21 protein-coding genes are annotated in these 13,521 nt (G+C 54.9%); 9 read left to right on the forward strand and 12 right to left on the reverse strand.

Annotation, left to right across the window (positions count from 1 at the left end):
* Window positions 1-648: 648 nt before the first annotated feature.
* The 4 genes from DXY10_RS11195 to DXY10_RS11215 all read right to left on the reverse strand — a co-directional run bounded on the left by DXY10_RS11195 (window position 649) and on the right by DXY10_RS11215 (window position 2,605).
* The gene (locus tag DXY10_RS11195; RefSeq protein ID WP_115019388.1) at window positions 649-969 is read right to left on the reverse strand and encodes a hypothetical protein; all 321 of its coding nucleotides are present in this window, start codon (window positions 967-969) and stop codon (window positions 649-651) included.
* Between the two features lie 384 nt (window positions 970-1,353).
* Window positions 1,354-1,596, reverse strand: a complete 243-nt coding sequence (locus DXY10_RS11205; protein ID WP_115019389.1) for a DUF2973 domain-containing protein — start codon at window positions 1,594-1,596, stop codon at window positions 1,354-1,356.
* A gap of 90 nt (window positions 1,597-1,686) precedes the next feature.
* Entirely contained in the window at window positions 1,687-1,896 is a 210-nt protein-coding gene (locus DXY10_RS11210; protein WP_115019391.1) for a hypothetical protein, read from the reverse strand.
* A 175-nt stretch (window positions 1,897-2,071) separates the two neighbouring features.
* On the reverse strand, window positions 2,072-2,605 hold the full coding sequence (locus DXY10_RS11215) for a PAP/fibrillin family protein (RefSeq protein WP_115019417.1): 534 nt from the start codon (window positions 2,603-2,605) through the stop codon (window positions 2,072-2,074).
* Window positions 2,606-2,787: 182 nt separating this feature from the next.
* Between DXY10_RS11215 and DXY10_RS14635 the strand changes: the two genes are divergently transcribed.
* Window positions 2,788-2,931 carry a hypothetical protein gene (locus DXY10_RS14635; protein WP_170955811.1) on the forward strand — a complete coding sequence of 48 codons (144 nt, stop codon included), beginning with the start codon at window positions 2,788-2,790 and terminating at the stop codon, window positions 2,929-2,931.
* Between the two features lie 607 nt (window positions 2,932-3,538).
* Window positions 3,539-3,697, forward strand: coding sequence for a hypothetical protein (locus DXY10_RS14640; RefSeq protein ID WP_170955812.1), 159 nt, complete (start codon window positions 3,539-3,541; stop codon window positions 3,695-3,697).
* Window positions 3,698-3,879: 182 nt separating this feature from the next.
* Here DXY10_RS14640 and DXY10_RS11225 read toward each other — a convergent pair whose 3' ends face one another.
* The 6 genes from DXY10_RS11225 to DXY10_RS11250 all read right to left on the reverse strand — a co-directional run bounded on the left by DXY10_RS11225 (window position 3,880) and on the right by DXY10_RS11250 (window position 6,646).
* Window positions 3,880-4,275 carry a hypothetical protein gene (locus DXY10_RS11225; RefSeq protein WP_115019394.1) on the reverse strand — a complete coding sequence of 132 codons (396 nt, stop codon included), beginning with the start codon at window positions 4,273-4,275 and terminating at the stop codon, window positions 3,880-3,882.
* 185 nt (window positions 4,276-4,460) lie between these two features.
* Complete coding sequence (locus tag DXY10_RS11230) at window positions 4,461-4,766, reverse strand: hypothetical protein (RefSeq protein WP_115019396.1); 306 nt, start codon at window positions 4,764-4,766, stop codon at window positions 4,461-4,463.
* Window positions 4,767-4,824: 58 nt separating this feature from the next.
* A complete protein-coding gene (locus DXY10_RS11235) occupies window positions 4,825-5,250 on the reverse strand; it encodes a hypothetical protein (RefSeq protein WP_115019398.1) in 426 nt (141 codons plus the stop codon).
* On the reverse strand, window positions 5,247-5,492 hold the full coding sequence (locus DXY10_RS11240; RefSeq protein WP_115019418.1) for a hypothetical protein: 246 nt from the start codon (window positions 5,490-5,492) through the stop codon (window positions 5,247-5,249). The genes DXY10_RS11235 and DXY10_RS11240 overlap by 4 nt, the downstream gene beginning before the upstream one ends.
* Before the next feature lie 199 nt (window positions 5,493-5,691).
* Window positions 5,692-6,330, reverse strand: a complete 639-nt coding sequence (locus DXY10_RS11245; RefSeq protein ID WP_115019400.1) for a DUF938 domain-containing protein — start codon at window positions 6,328-6,330, stop codon at window positions 5,692-5,694.
* On the reverse strand, window positions 6,323-6,646 hold the full coding sequence (locus DXY10_RS11250) for a helix-turn-helix transcriptional regulator (protein ID WP_115019401.1): 324 nt from the start codon (window positions 6,644-6,646) through the stop codon (window positions 6,323-6,325). The genes DXY10_RS11245 and DXY10_RS11250 overlap by 8 nt, the downstream gene beginning before the upstream one ends.
* 152 nt (window positions 6,647-6,798) lie before the next feature.
* On the opposite strand from DXY10_RS11250, the gene DXY10_RS11255 reads away from it, so the two are divergent.
* The 3 genes from DXY10_RS11255 (at window position 6,799) to DXY10_RS11265 (ending at window position 9,525) form a co-directional block, all read left to right on the forward strand.
* Entirely contained in the window at window positions 6,799-7,824 is a 1,026-nt protein-coding gene (locus tag DXY10_RS11255) for an ArsJ-associated glyceraldehyde-3-phosphate dehydrogenase (RefSeq protein WP_115019420.1), read from the forward strand.
* 8 nt (window positions 7,825-7,832) lie between these two features.
* Window positions 7,833-9,089 carry an organoarsenical effux MFS transporter ArsJ gene (gene arsJ, locus DXY10_RS11260; protein ID WP_115019403.1) on the forward strand — a complete coding sequence of 419 codons (1,257 nt, stop codon included), beginning with the start codon at window positions 7,833-7,835 and terminating at the stop codon, window positions 9,087-9,089.
* A 196-nt stretch (window positions 9,090-9,285) separates the two neighbouring features.
* Entirely contained in the window at window positions 9,286-9,525 is a 240-nt protein-coding gene (locus DXY10_RS11265) for a hypothetical protein (RefSeq protein WP_115019405.1), read from the forward strand.
* A 30-nt stretch (window positions 9,526-9,555) separates the two neighbouring features.
* Here the strand turns inward: DXY10_RS11265 and DXY10_RS11270 are convergent, their stop codons facing one another.
* Window positions 9,556-9,783, reverse strand: a complete 228-nt coding sequence (locus tag DXY10_RS11270; RefSeq protein WP_115019407.1) for a hypothetical protein — start codon at window positions 9,781-9,783, stop codon at window positions 9,556-9,558.
* A gap of 832 nt (window positions 9,784-10,615) precedes the next feature.
* On the opposite strand from DXY10_RS11270, the gene DXY10_RS11280 reads away from it, so the two are divergent.
* The 3 genes from DXY10_RS11280 (at window position 10,616) to DXY10_RS11290 (ending at window position 12,865) form a co-directional block, all read left to right on the forward strand.
* Window positions 10,616-11,473 (forward strand): sigma-70 family RNA polymerase sigma factor, encoded by an 858-nt coding sequence (locus DXY10_RS11280; protein ID WP_115019410.1) that lies wholly within the window; start codon window positions 10,616-10,618, stop codon window positions 11,471-11,473.
* A gap of 427 nt (window positions 11,474-11,900) precedes the next feature.
* Complete coding sequence (locus tag DXY10_RS14645; RefSeq protein ID WP_170955814.1) at window positions 11,901-12,071, forward strand: hypothetical protein; 171 nt, start codon at window positions 11,901-11,903, stop codon at window positions 12,069-12,071.
* Between the two features lie 563 nt (window positions 12,072-12,634).
* The gene (locus DXY10_RS11290; protein ID WP_115019421.1) at window positions 12,635-12,865 is read left to right on the forward strand and encodes a hypothetical protein; all 231 of its coding nucleotides are present in this window, start codon (window positions 12,635-12,637) and stop codon (window positions 12,863-12,865) included.
* A gap of 36 nt (window positions 12,866-12,901) precedes the next feature.
* On the opposite strand, the gene DXY10_RS11295 is transcribed toward DXY10_RS11290, so the two are convergent.
* Complete coding sequence (locus DXY10_RS11295; protein WP_115019413.1) at window positions 12,902-13,087, reverse strand: hypothetical protein; 186 nt, start codon at window positions 13,085-13,087, stop codon at window positions 12,902-12,904.
* Between the two features lie 205 nt (window positions 13,088-13,292).
* Between DXY10_RS11295 and DXY10_RS11300 the strand changes: the two genes are divergently transcribed.
* On the forward strand, window positions 13,293-13,521 hold a 229-nt coding region (locus DXY10_RS11300), incomplete at its 3' end, for a hypothetical protein (RefSeq protein ID WP_136988994.1).

The raw sequence follows: 13,521 nt of genomic DNA on the forward strand, positions 1-13,521 counted from the left end.
AGCAGCCTGGCTACGGCTATCAGACGGTGAACTACGCCCCTGCGCCTCAGGCTCCGGTGTATCACCAACCTGCTTATGGCTATTCGCAGCAGCCCCGTTACGGCTACTGATCACACCGCCGGGGAGCCTGATGCCTGCGGGCTGAAAGCAATACAACACCAAGGCGTGGGAAAGCAGGGCAGTCATTGGAGGTGAGGACTGATCCATCCCCCGGCACAACACCACAAAAAGCCCCGCCATAAGCGGGGTTTTGATTGGCTGGGCGGGCTCGATCATCTCCAAGAAGCACTGCTGAACTTGTCTGTTCAGGATGGAAAACAATCCAGGGTTCTCAACACGACGCTAAAACTGCTCAGACAGCCGGGGCGCATTGATGGAACGCCTAAGCAGTTTTGCGACGCGGCCTGATCGAGAGGCTTGGAAGTGAGCGTTTGAAAGTCGAAACTTTCGCAGCAAAATTCGCTTTGGTTCTAGTCAACGCGGCTTCACCAACCCAGAAGGTGAATAGCTCAGCAGCAGTGACGAAAACCACAGCGCCAATGATGACCAAAAGGAGAGCGGTGAAACGGCTTGGGTCCATGCTGGGAGGGGGATTGATCTTGTTTAGATAGCCACAAAAGAGAGGGTTGGATCACGATGGCAAAAGCATCAGGGCCTGAGCCGGCCAAGACCAAAGCCCACCGCCAAGCCAATGGCAGCACCAACGGCTGCGTTGCTGAGGGCATCGATGTGGCTCTGACCTATTCGCTTGGCGACCGGCAGAACCAGGCCTAGGAAGAGAAGTGCGCTGACAAGAACGAGCACGGTGTTGCCACGACGACCACCACTCTGCTGACGAACACCACGCTTCTTTGGTGGTTGCCCGTCGCCACCGGACAGGAGCGAACCAGGCTTATCCGTTCCACCACCATGACCAGAGGCTTGGTTGATTTCACGCTCCAAGCGATCAATTTCCTTTTCGGCGCTCATCAGCTCAGCAGTTCATGCCATTCCCATCTGAGCCAAGGGATCAGATCTGCGCATCCCCCCACCGGGGGATTGTTCCTTGCTGCGCGTCATTAGCCAGCACAAGTAAGGCCGAAACAGCGTCCCAAACTCAACTGGATCGTTCGCTGCTGGAGGCGTTTCCCCGCCCCAGGCCCAAGGGCCTCAGTTGCTGGCTTCTAAGGCCAAGGCCGACTTCATCCGTCTCTCTTCGTTCTTAAAAAAGTCGCCCCACATACTGACCAGGAAGCTCAGGGTCATCAATGACCGGAGCTGCTCTTTCGAGCCTGGGGCCGTGTACTTGAAATCCATCAACATCTGATCAGCGACACGCTGCTGTTCCTTGCACCGAGAGTCGATGGACATCAATCAGCCCTGAGAAGGAGCAAAACCCTCTTGATCGGAGAAGCGCACGGTCCACAGCTCTTCATCAGTGATTTGCCCATGCTCATTCAAGAGTTCAGGATGCACGGTGCGAAGGCCTGTCCTGTCCTTCGACCGACTCATTGCAGATGGCGTTGTGGTGGTCGCCATTCGCATCATCCGAAATGCCTGCAGGAGAAGGCAAATTAAGACTGCAGCGTAAGCAAGCGGGAAAAGACCTGAGAGCATCAGCCCGTCGAGACGATCATGAAGAAATATTAACCGAAGTGAGTGCCTGGGCGCGGTTGTCTGCCATCGGGTGGAGGTAGGGCAACGAGCTCAGAGAAGACCGAGCGCCTGCATCACCTTGACGCGAATCCCACCAAGCTTTGACCAGGCGGCCACTGCTTCGGCTTTGCTCTGGTAAGGGCGCCAATCGTCTTCGTCGATCCTGCGCTGCATGTGCTTGGCCACCCTCTGAGCGACTGTCACATCACTGGGAGCATTCACGGCGATGGTCTTGCCGTTAATCACCAGATCAAGAGGCATCGCCTGATTCACTCTGCACCCAGTCTGCAGAGCAGATGTCGCGGCTAGTGATCCGCTAACGAGGAGCCATGTTGGCTTTGAAGAAATGGATAACAAAGAGCACCAGGGGACCGAGAGCTCAGCCCAGTTCAGCCACAGCCGAGCGAACTGATCAAGCTTTGGCGAAACAAGTGGTTCAAGTCAAAAATTGCTGAGCACTGATCGCATCGCGTCGCGACAAAACAAACGTGGTGCCTGCATTGCCTCGACAGATCCGCAGATCTCTATCCAACACAGTGATGTCAAGCCAAGCAGGGAAGCTTTGTTGCAGCTCACGCAAAAGCTTGATCTGGCCAATCCCAGGAATCTTTGGGCCTAACCACCCTCCTTGACGGAAACGCACTTCAACCCGTCGGGAGTCGATCAGTTTCAGGTCAGCCTGCACGCTGATGGCACCGATGGTCCCCAGGGGACCGCGAAGTCGCAGCAGGTTGCAGCCACGCTGTTGCGCAGGATCCAAAATCTGAAGATTCTCAAGCCAGGGCGCCTGACGCAACCAAGGCTGACTGGAACTACTCCAGCGCAGATCCCAAACGCCAGCCAACAGTGCAGCATCGTGGTTTAGATCAGCAGGTTGCTCCTCTTCCACAGCTACGACCAGCGCGCTGAGCCTCGGGTCGTGGGTGTTGCTCTCAAGCATCGAAAGCAATTCGTCACGCTTACTTGCCATTGCCCCACACAGCCTCGATCGATCCATGCTGGCTGACTGAATCGAAGAATGAGGAAAGGCAATTGCTGATGCGCAGTGATCAGCCTCGTCCAGCTCACCTCCCAGGCTGCTGTCCTTGAGGAGGTGCCAGCCCAGAAGCAGACCGTCCAGCAACCAATCATCAGCCGAGGCAGCGCAATCAAGTGGCCCTTGCCGAGAAAGGAGCACTGCCCATGCTGCAGACCAAGCAGCGCGAAAAGCTCCGCAAAGAGAAAGCCGCCTTCCATGAAAGGGAGACGGCCCTGCTCTATGTGTTGCTTAAACCCAGTATTCAGAAGGCTGAATAGGGGGGGTCGAAGCGTCTGGCTGTTTGGCTTGTCGGGCCAGTCAGGCAGCTTCTAGAAGGTGCTCGGTTGGTCCGTCGTCACGCATTGGGACGCCTCCGAATCCGATTGATGGTTTTAGTGTCCACCAACCGATGGGTTCTAGGCATCGGTCGAATGGCGCATTGCCTTTAAAGCCAAAATCACCAAGAGTGGAAATGGCTTGTGCAATGGCGGTTGCAAGGTCATCTCTCCACGATTCAGAGGCCTGATGTCTGGCTGGATCCCAATGGCCTCAGCGCCAAGCAGGTGAGCAGTTGCAACAGGAGCGTGGGGTGCCACGCCAATCACTGCGCAGCAGTTTTGATGGCAGTGCGTTGAATCAACTGGGGGGAGAGGGCGAGATCATCTTCAGACAATCGTGAAAACCGCGATACTTGCCGGAAGAGCAATCGCATAGGGAGCATGCTTTGCCAGAGCCTGGGGATCAAAACAGAGGACTCTTGCAATTGTGTAATCCAACAATTCCAGAGTGGTGGTCAATCAAACAACCAGACCCTGAGGCTGCGTACTAGCCAGCCCACAGAAAGGAAGGTGGCAGATACACTGCTGGACGACGACTCCTGTTCTAATGAAGCGCCTGCTAATCGTTCACAACCTTCTGGAAGGCCAAAAGATTGTGCATGAGCTGGAAGACAAGGACTTTGCCATTGAACTGGTAGAAGGAGACCATCTCGACGACAATGATGATTTAGATATTGAGTCACGTCTCTTTTACAAACTTGACTAACCCTGGAGATTCCAAGAGAAACCATCAATTGAACAAGTCGCTTGCTCTCACCAAGAGGCTGAGGCTAACGAAACACGACTGCGCACACAAACCAAATCGCCGCCTTAAAGAATTCGCCATCAGGCACCAAAAGCCCTCTACCTCAAACTCCATTCATTCAGGAAACATCAACTGAACGACGATCAAGTCAGGCCCAAAGCATGAATCAATCCTTTGCTAACAACGATCAGGAAGAACACTGATGTGAAAGCAACGAGGCCAAGACTTGCCAGGTTAAAAATGAGGGGACTTTGCTCTTGCTCAATCGACCGTACTGCTGACAGTCTATTGCCACGACCCTCATCCCAATAGGCAAAGACAACACCTTTTCTCGACGTCAGCGTTGAATCATTGTGATTTAATCGAGTGGCGGAAGTAGACATCACTCCTTGAAGTCGAGCAACGACATCCGACTCGCGCCTAAAGATGCTCTCGAACCACTCGATATGCGTAAAGATGCCAATGGATGCCCAGAACATCAAAGACGTACACACCAATACATTTAGGATCGCCATCAGGAGACTGCTGCCTGACGCCATCTTCGCCTTGAGCCATGATCAACAAAAACGATTTGATGCATCTCAAGTCACCTTATGGCCTCAACATGATCTCGAAAGCAACAACCGAAAAGATCAATTGACAGTTGTCTAGACAGCAAGGGGGCTCGAGGAAGCCGAGAGTGCCCGCATTGCGATCAAACTCAGGCCTTCGAAGCAGGCCTGGATTAGTGCAGAGACTCTGGCCAGATCGCTGTGCAATTGGGATCCCTAGCAAGGGCAGAGTTCTTGGCAAGCTCAGCGTCTTCATGGCCAAGGTGGTGCGCTGTGATCAGAAGCATGAGTCGCTTGATTGCCTTTCGGCCCTGTGCCCGGTCGATCCAGCCCAGTCCGTAATAGGTACAGGTGGCATCGAGCCATCCCTTGGCCTCTCCTTGCAAACGAATCTCCAAGCCATCCATGGCCGGAATAGCCTCAGCCGGGGAGCCAAACAGAAGCGAAGCAGCGACAATCGGGAGAAGAAGGCGGCGCACGAAAGAAAGCTCGTATAAGGAATTTTAGATCAGACAAATATTCTGACTGAACGATCGATCAACGAGAAGGAGATGTTCCATCCTTCGATCCGGGCAACCCACTGATCATCGCCTTGAGGTCACCCAGTGGCCAGCCCAGATTGCGTAGATGGCGCAGCAAATACTTTGAAGCCACAAAGTATTCAGGTCCGTAGCTGGCTGAGATTCCGATTTCTTCGAGTGTCATCAAGAGCAAGCGATGCTCCCGCTGGGTTCCTTCTCGCTCACCGAATAGAACAAACCCACGGGCCTCAAAATCTGCGCGTTGCTCACTGGATAACGCTTGGGCAAAACCGATAAACAACATGTGGTCGACTTCGCGATAAGCCGTGAAAACCTTGGCGTCCCGATGGACCTCAAGATATTGGTAGCGCTCGGTGACAGCGATCACCGATTCCATCGAGGGTGCCACCAAAGCAGCTTCGATCACGTCAAGCGTGCTCATCCAACACCTCCCAAGCCGCTGGAAGCGAGCCGCTCTTCACAAGCCAGTTCGTAATTGCGAACAGCACCTGCGGGGATGGAGCCACTGCTCTTGAGTTGGCGAACCGATAGTTCAACGCACTGCAGCACAACGCTTGTGAGCTCACGTCCCTCGCATTGGGCCCAACTGCGCAACAGCACATGCAGGCTCGGAGGAACAGACACCGTGAGCTTCACCTGATTTTCGCGGGGCAAGCCCTTCATCCACCGACTGCAGTAACCGCAGAGTAGCTCCGAAGACACTTCAGAGCAACTTCTGGGCAACTGCAAAGGCAACTTGCAGTCACCGACAGCATCTTCTCGGCCACTCCGAGCAACCTCCGCTCTTGATGCCATGACTTGGCAGAGGCTCGCCCCGCAAGCTCACAACCTGTGGCCCCGGCATCGCCCTATCCCCCTGCACTCAGCGCCGATAGGCAATCGCAAGGTTGTTCGCAGGCATCGAGCGCACCTCCCCAGCCCTGAATCCACAGTGAGCAGCGAGGGCCTCGACAGCCTCAAGATCCCGCACGCCCCAAAGCGGAGAGCGAGAGCGCAAGGAACGATCAAACGCGTCATTGCTGTCGCTGATATGGCATCCATTGCGTCGAAAAGGCCCATACAGCACTAGGGGCGCTTCCTTTGGGAGACGAGTAGCCGCTTCAGCAAAGAGAGCCTCACAACAGGCCCAAGGAGCAATATGAATCAGATTGATGGCAACAATGGCGGCGAGATCAGCCTGAAGTGATGGCCCCAAAGACCATGGCCGGGCGGACACATCGAGGGGCAAAGGTGGCGGCATGCGAGCAGCCAAGTGTTCGTGAGCGATCCAGGCCGCAATGCTGGCCCGATGGTCTGGATCAGGATCGCTGCTGTGCCAAACAAGGCCAGGGAAACACTGCTGAAAGAACACCGCGTGCTCACCGCTACCGCTAGCCACTTCCAGCACGTGACCGCTCTGAGGCAGCCAACGAGCCAGGGCTGCAGCTATTGGCTCGCGGTTTCGATAGGTGGCTGGGAATTCAAGTCGCAGGTCCCGATCTGCAGAGAAACCTTCAGTCATCACAACAGCTAGCGCGCCCTTCGCAGCGTCTCGCCACAGCCCCAAGCCAAGCTTGCAAGGCTGCGATTGCCTGCGGTTGAAGGCGGTAATACACCCAGCGTCCACTCTGACGGTCTGCCACGAGGCCGCTGTCTTTCAAGACCTTGAGATGAAACGACAGTCGTGATTGCGCCAGCCCAAGATCACCAGTGAGGTCGCAAACACAACGCTCGCCTGCCGACAGGGCTTCAATAATCTGCAACCGCAACGGGTCTGCCAAGGCCCTTAACAGGCTCCGTGCCGTTGCTGAATCCAAAGCGGGGAAGGCTGCAGTCATCTGGAGGCGAGGCGAGGGCCGCTCAAGCGCCCTGGGCCAAGACTTGACGTTATCGAGGCGTGTGACCCAGGCACTTGCATCAAAGACTTTTGATGCATCAAGATCATTTGATCAATGTAGTCCGTCTGGCCACTCGGCTGGCCAATCAGCTCATGCGTCTTGGTATCAACGGTTTCGGTCGAATTGGCCGTTTGGTCTTCCGTGCTCTCTGGGGACGACCCGGCATCGAACTGGTGCATATCAACGACCCGGGTGGTGACGCCACAGCAGGAGTTCACTTGCTGGAGTTCGATTCTGTTCACGGCCGCTGGAACCACCACGCGGAGAGCTCCGATGAGGGCTTCTGCATTGATGGCAACACGGTGAGCTGGTCACAAGAGAAGGAGATCACAGCTGTTCCCTGGCAGACACATGGTGTGGAGATGGTGCTGGAAGCCAGCGGCAAGTTCAAAACCCCCGAACACTTGAATCCTTACTTCGAGCAGATCGGACTGAAGCGCGTGGTCGTCGCCTGTCCTGTGAAAGGAGTTGTGGCTGGGGAAGAAGCGCTCAACATCGTCTATGGCATTAACCATGATCGATACAACCCGCAGGTGAATCGACTGGTGACAGCGGCCTCTTGCACAACAAACTGCCTAGCCCCAGTCGTGAAGGTGGTGCAAGAACACTTCGGTATCGAGCACGGAATGATCACAACCATTCACGACATCACCAATACCCAGGTGACCGTGGATGCATTCAAACCTGATCTGAGGCGGGCTCGCTCAGGCCTGAACTCACTCATCCCCACCACAACGGGATCAGCGAAAGCGATTGCAATGATCTTTCCAGAGCTGACCGGCAAGCTCAATGGTCATGCAGTACGCGTTCCGCTATTGAACGGATCACTCACTGATGCAGTGTTCGAGCTGAAACGCCAAGTGACTGCAGAGGAAGTCAATACTGCCTTTGCGGCAGCAGCTAACGGATCCCTGCAAGGAATCCTCGGTTTCGAGACCCGGCCCCTGGTGTCATGCGATTACACCAACGACAGCCGCAGCGTGATCATCGACGGGCCCTCGACGATGGTCGTCGACGGGACCCAGCTGAAGATCTATGCCTGGTACGACAACGAATGGGGATATAGCAACCGTATGGCCGATCTTGTTTGTTACGTCGTCGCCCACGAACAAGGCTGACGCAAGCAATGAAACTCTCAGCTCTCCAGCAATACAGCGTGGTGACTGCCAATTACTGGGCCTTCACACTCACCGATGGAGCCCTGCGCATGTTGGTGGTGTTCCACTTCCATGCCCTTGGCTACAGCACGCTCGAGATCGCGTTCCTCTTCCTCTTTTATGAATTCTTTGGTGTGATCACCAACTTGTATGGAGGCTGGATCGGTGCTCGTTATGGATTACGGCTCACCCTTTGGGTAGGCACCTTGCTGCAAATCCTGGCTTTGCTGATGCTGATCCCAGTAGCAGCAACCTGGCCGAAAGTATTGAGCGTGGTCTACGTCATGGTGGCGCAGGCAATCAGTGGCGTTGCGAAAGATCTCAACAAGATGAGCGCAAAGAGCGCCATCAAGACCGTGGTGACCGCTTCTCCAGAAGACAGCCAGAAGGGTGAAACACAACTGTTCAAATGGGTCGCAATCCTGACGGGATCCAAAAACGCGCTCAAAGGCGTGGGCTTCTTCCTGGGTGGTGTTCTCCTCACCGCTTTCGGCTTCAATGCTGCCGTGGGCTGGATGGCGGCCGGACTGGCCATGGCCTTCCTGTTGACACTGGTTCTGCCGGGTGAAATCGGCAAGATGAAAGCCAAGCCTGCCTTCTCGGCGCTTTTCTCTCAATCACAGGGCATCAACGTGCTCTCGCTGGCTCGCTTCTTCCTTTTTGGAGCCCGTGATGTTTGGTTTGTGGTGGCCCTTCCAGTGTTTCTTGAAGCATCCCTGGGATGGACATTCTGGGAAATCGGTGGCTTTCTCGGCCTGTGGGTGATTGGCTATGGCATCGTCCAGGGATCAGCGCCGGGGCTACGAAAGCTGTGGGGCCAGACGAGCAGTCCGGGAGTCTCGGCCATCCAATTCTGGTGTGCGCTGCTGACATCGATCCCGGCGCTGCTTGCGATTGCCCTTTGGCGAGACGTCGACGTGTCGCTCGCAATCACCGCAGGCTTGACGGCTTTTGCCGTGGTGTTCGCGATGAATTCGTCGATTCACTCCTACATGGTGCTGGCTTATACCGACCAGGAGAACGTGAGTCTCAATGTTGGCTTCTATTACATGGCGAATGCTGCAGGCCGTCTGGTGGGAACGCTGCTCTCCGGAGCGATCTTCATGCTTGGTAGGTCCGAGCAGGGAGGCATGCAAGCCTGCCTATGGACATCCTCTCTACTTGTGCTGTTGTCATGGCTGAGTAGCCTCAGGCTCCCATCACCAAGAGCTTCTGCCAAAACATGAATCCAGCAACTGGCGAAACACAGTGGTGCGTTCGCTTGCGGTGCAAGCTGGATTTGGAGTCGATCATTCAACCGAACGAAGCCTGAGATCTCGATGAGCAGAGGGGAAGCGTTTTGCCACAACGAACTAAAGAGTGGCCTTTACTACATCAAAAGATGGGGCTCCAGGCCTGAATAGTGAGGTCTGAATCGCTTGGATGGCCTACGAACCTGGAACCCCCGACTGCCGGCTGTTGATGGATGCCAAAGCAAGCCTCGAGCGTGCCCTTCACACACTCAACGGACTGCCACATACCGACCACATCCAACGCCAACTGGTCTCGATCTATAACCAGCTCGAAGGGATGCATGAGCTCAAACGAGCAGGCGGTGCGGATGTTTCGTTTCGATCCGCCGATTGGAGCGCCTCCAGTTCCAGCATTAAGCCGACTCCGTAAAGAAGCGCTCTGACGTCGCCGCGAAGAGATCTAGTGAGAGATCCCATTCGGCGGGACCTGATAGCTTTTGCGCTTGGCAAAGGCGTAGTGCTGAGAACGGCTCCTTGTATCCATACGGATTGTCTCAGCCAGTAGCTTTCCAGGCAGGGAAAGATGTCGCTCCTCCTCCTGACGCCAATACTCCTGAATATTGCGAGGCCAATGGCGCGCCATCCGTTCCAGCTTCGGACGTTGCTCACCAAGCTTGATCACGCTCATGCCCCCACTCCAACCAACCGACTACTCCACAGCTAGCCAAAGCGGACTACCACGACCACATCGCAACAGAACTAGAACCAGTTGAAGGAGCGCGAGCGCTGAGGTCTGATGATCAGGCCAGTGATCAAGAGAGCGGGTGTTAGCGAACAGGCTGGAACAGCTCTTCGCGGTCATCATCACCGCCGGACTGGTGTTGGGTAATTTCTTGTTGTTCACCCCTTGGCGCAACGGTCAGGACCCAAGAGAACACGACCGAGCTCCGAGCCAAGACCTGCAGCAAGGACGGAGGGAAAGAAGATGATCACCAGCGAGAGGTTTGCTGTAGTCATCGCTGGACGATACGACTATCCAAATGTGAGCCAATAAGCCCAACGATGGGGTAGAGAGAGAGAGAGAGAAGGATGACCAGGTTGGCTCACTGGTCTGTGAACTCTGGTTGCGGCGAACACAAGACAACATGCAGCGAAGAACTGCAAGCTGAAACAACAGCCATCATCCAAGGTTGATTGACAACGACCAGATCGAACCGATCACTCTTCAAACCCTTCAAAGGTGGTGAGACAAAAAGCACTCTGCGGAGATCACAAGTCAGGAGCCGAACACAGAAAGCGGAAGACTTACCGATGAGTTGCTGCCCTACGCCTTAATTGCACTTGAAGTGTTGAACATCGATGAGATGCAGCTGGCCCTCAAACCCATCAACACGGTCGGCTCCCGCCGAAGCGTCTTCCTAACAGAAAGCACGTCCTCAGGGGATCGACCTGTACAGCGCCAAGGCGAATGCCCTGGACTCCTCCATCGACGGCCCTCTGCTTTGACTCACACCAGTTAGATGTCTTCAACCAACACCAGCCAGATGGACCACTATCTGGCGCAGATCGGGCGGATCCCTTTGCTAACGCCTGCTGAAGAGATCAGCCTGGGCAATGCGGTTCAGCGTGGGTTTGCGGATGATGCCTCACCCTCAGAGAAGCGTGCCGCCCGCAGAGCCAAGGAGCGGATGATCAAAGCGAATCTGCGCCTCGTCGTCAACGTGTCGAAGAAATACCTGCATCGTCAGCGAGGAGCTGCAATGGAGTGGCCGGATCTAATCCAAGAAGGAACGATTGGGTTGAACCGTGCCGTTGAGAAATTTGACCCCGAGAAAGGCTACAAATTCTCTACTTACGCCTATTGGTGGATCCGCCAGGCGATCTCAAGAGCACTGGATCAGATGTCTGCCTCTATCCGGCTGCCAACCAATATGAACCTTCTCCTCACAAAACTGAGTCAACTGCCAGTGGAGACCCCGAAGGCTGTGATTTGCGAAGAGCTGAAGATCACAGAAGCTCAGCTTGAGAATCTGTACAAAGCACGTCAGACACGCTGGCTGGGCAGCCTTGACGCGCACCTATCAGGAGCTCCAAGCGGTGAAGGCTCAACCATTGGGGAATTGGTTTGGGATGAGACATCAACACTGGATGTCGAGAAGTTCCAATGGGACGGAGTGCAAGAGACACTCCGCAGCCGGCTTGAATCTGATCGCAACAGTGACAACGACATCCTCGTCAGAAATGCAGTGAACAATGAATCCCTACAGTCCATCTCTAAAGACCTGGGAATCTCCCGTGAACGAGCCCGACAAAAAGCTCAAAGAGCACGCAGACGGTTGGCAACAAGCCTGGAAGAGTATCGCCATTTAGTCGCCTAGATCATGCGTCAGGCACCTGACGGAGCACAAGAGCCCCAAACTGCATTGATCAGACACGAAGGCCTACGCCTGAGTCGATCCAGGGACTGAACCTCCGGGTGGAACAGACGCATCAACAGAAGCCTCTGCAAAAGTCGGAGGCAATGCATCGAGGGCTCGGGCTTTGACAACAACAAGCACCGCGTGGTTCAGCAGCATTGCCCGGACCTTCTAACCGCTCAACCACGCCATCCTTTTGTAGGCATCCAGGCCTTGATCGCGATGTTTTTGGTTGGTCACCCAGGCACGTTGGCAGCCAACAGAGCGATGACAGCATGCATGGCTTAAGCATGGGGCTTGACTCGAAGGCTGTCGTGAATTGATGTGGAGAAGGGTGATGGCAAAAGGGAACTTGATGGCTATGAGTAGAGAAGGCAATCTCTTCTTCATGACCGTTTCTCCGATCAAAGCCAGGGCTGCTCAGCTAACAAAGCTGGTCGGAGTGGGATCTCTCTCTCACCTTGTGATGGAGCGTTGGGCGACTCGTCGGATCGCAAAGCACTACCAATATGAACCGATGTGCCCCTCCGGTGAACTCGAAACCATTGACTGGTCATGACGCCTCGAGCAAGCAGCCCCACCGATAGGGGCTCACAACCTCGATACACCACTGCTAGTTGTGGCAGTGATGGAACAGGCCGAGAATCACAAGCATGAACTAGCCCTCTTCAAGTTGAGGGCGTAATTTACATGAGTGAGGAAAAAACTTTCAGGGTGGCAACAAGGACACACTTCTGAATGTATTTTAGAAACCCTGCCTTCGGCGGGGTTTCTTTTTGTTTGCACCCTAGGTGCTGCATTGCACCCACTGATTGCAAACAGGCGGCAATTCAAAATGGACTCTCCACAGTGACTGCCTCTAGCTGTGTTGCTGGACCATCACAGACCATGTTTGATGCAGTGAAGTCAGACGAGAGATGCAATTGAGCCAAATCAATGGGAAGCATCTGCCAACACAATCAACCCTGGAAGGGAATCTGGTTCGTGCTCTCCATCGAACGACCACGTCCTTAGGCATCCGTGTCTCAGCACACCGACGTTTGCAACCAAAAGCGTTAACGTCGATTCCCTTGACATGGCGTTGTGGTTCACAGTGTTCTCTCAGTCCTGATTGCCGCAGTGATGTGGGTACAAGTGCCTCAGCAGCAAATCGATTGGTCAAATTGTGCCGTGGATGTGCCTGACGCCGCCTGCCATTGGTACGTCGCAGCACCTGATAACACCTTTGGTGAAGGCTTTAATTGGGCCTCGGCACCTTGGTTTGACGCCAATGGCCTCAGCGATATCGCCAAGCTCAACAGCACAGTGGCAACCATTCAGGAACAGGCCATCAAGGCTGAAACGACCACCTAAGCCTTGAAGACGAGGAAGAGACAACCTGGATGCCGCTTAAGCCGATTCAGCCGTCGGACGATCCACCAAAGCCGCTGCAAATTCCTCAAAGGCAGCGGCCGCCACAGCCGGGGTTGACTGGTGCTTCAACTCCCACTGGGCAACGAGGGCATGCATGTCTTCCCACATGTCCACCATCGCCAGTGGATTGAAACCTGTTGGATCAGTCTGATCTGCAGACATGAAGTGAGCAGAGAACGAAGGATTGTCATCATCGCTGAGATCAACAAGGTCAAGTCATCAAGGCAGCGAATACCGACCGTGACGCAGGTGCAGAGCCAAGCGCATCAAGGACATGAGCAGACAGCCATCACAGACCATTCAGTGCTGACAGCCCAGCTGCAGACTGATGTTTGCGCTGATGTGAGCAAGCGCACAGCAGGAGGGGATGGAGGTCATCAGCTGCAGAGCTGAAAGCGGAGATGGTGAATGCATCGGAGGGAGCGATCCCGCCCCACGCATCACCGCCATCAGAGCAATGACCATGATCAAAACCATCGCCGCCGCTGCTGCCTCCCTCGCCGCTGGTGCCACCTTGATGAGCGTTGCAGGCCCTGCTGCGCAAGCCAATCCCTACAACAGCTTTGGCCGTGCCGGCGGCTGTGATTCTGTCGCTA

The sequence above is a fragment of the Synechococcus sp. UW140 genome, assembly GCF_900474295.1.
In the GTDB taxonomy this organism is placed as follows: Bacteria; Cyanobacteriota; Cyanobacteriia; order PCC-6307; family Cyanobiaceae; genus Synechococcus_C.

Coding starts and splice junctions, on each gene's coding strand:
- DXY10_RS11210 (WP_115019391.1), bottom strand. CDS start 1,896: ATGCCTCTTGATCTGGTGATTAACGGCAAGACCATCGCCGTGAATGCT.
- DXY10_RS14640 (WP_170955812.1), top strand. CDS start 3,539: ATGAAGCGCCTGCTAATCGTTCACAACCTTCTGGAAGGCCAAAAGATT.
- DXY10_RS11245 (WP_115019400.1), bottom strand. CDS start 6,330: ATGACTGAAGGTTTCTCTGCAGATCGGGACCTGCGACTTGAATTCCCA.
- DXY10_RS11270 (WP_115019407.1), bottom strand. CDS start 9,783: ATGAGCGTGATCAAGCTTGGTGAGCAACGTCCGAAGCTGGAACGGATG.
- DXY10_RS11225 (WP_115019394.1), bottom strand. CDS start 4,275: ATGGCGTCAGGCAGCAGTCTCCTGATGGCGATCCTAAATGTATTGGTG.
- DXY10_RS11250 (WP_115019401.1), bottom strand. CDS start 6,646: ATGACTGCAGCCTTCCCCGCTTTGGATTCAGCAACGGCACGGAGCCTG.
- arsJ (WP_115019403.1), top strand. CDS start 7,833: ATGAAACTCTCAGCTCTCCAGCAATACAGCGTGGTGACTGCCAATTAC.
- DXY10_RS11295 (WP_115019413.1), bottom strand. CDS start 13,087: ATGTCTGCAGATCAGACTGATCCAACAGGTTTCAATCCACTGGCGATG.
- DXY10_RS11290 (WP_115019421.1), top strand. CDS start 12,635: ATGTGGGTACAAGTGCCTCAGCAGCAAATCGATTGGTCAAATTGTGCC.
- DXY10_RS11240 (WP_115019418.1), bottom strand. CDS start 5,492: ATGAAGGGCTTGCCCCGCGAAAATCAGGTGAAGCTCACGGTGTCTGTT.
- DXY10_RS11215 (WP_115019417.1), bottom strand. CDS start 2,605: ATGGCAAGTAAGCGTGACGAATTGCTTTCGATGCTTGAGAGCAACACC.
- DXY10_RS11205 (WP_115019389.1), bottom strand. CDS start 1,596: ATGCTCTCAGGTCTTTTCCCGCTTGCTTACGCTGCAGTCTTAATTTGC.
- DXY10_RS11255 (WP_115019420.1), top strand. CDS start 6,799: ATGCGTCTTGGTATCAACGGTTTCGGTCGAATTGGCCGTTTGGTCTTC.
- DXY10_RS11280 (WP_115019410.1), top strand. CDS start 10,616: ATGTCTTCAACCAACACCAGCCAGATGGACCACTATCTGGCGCAGATC.
- DXY10_RS14645 (WP_170955814.1), top strand. CDS start 11,901: ATGACCGTTTCTCCGATCAAAGCCAGGGCTGCTCAGCTAACAAAGCTG.
- DXY10_RS11265 (WP_115019405.1), top strand. CDS start 9,286: ATGGCCTACGAACCTGGAACCCCCGACTGCCGGCTGTTGATGGATGCC.
- DXY10_RS11235 (WP_115019398.1), bottom strand. CDS start 5,250: ATGAGCACGCTTGACGTGATCGAAGCTGCTTTGGTGGCACCCTCGATG.
- DXY10_RS11195 (WP_115019388.1), bottom strand. CDS start 969: ATGAGCGCCGAAAAGGAAATTGATCGCTTGGAGCGTGAAATCAACCAA.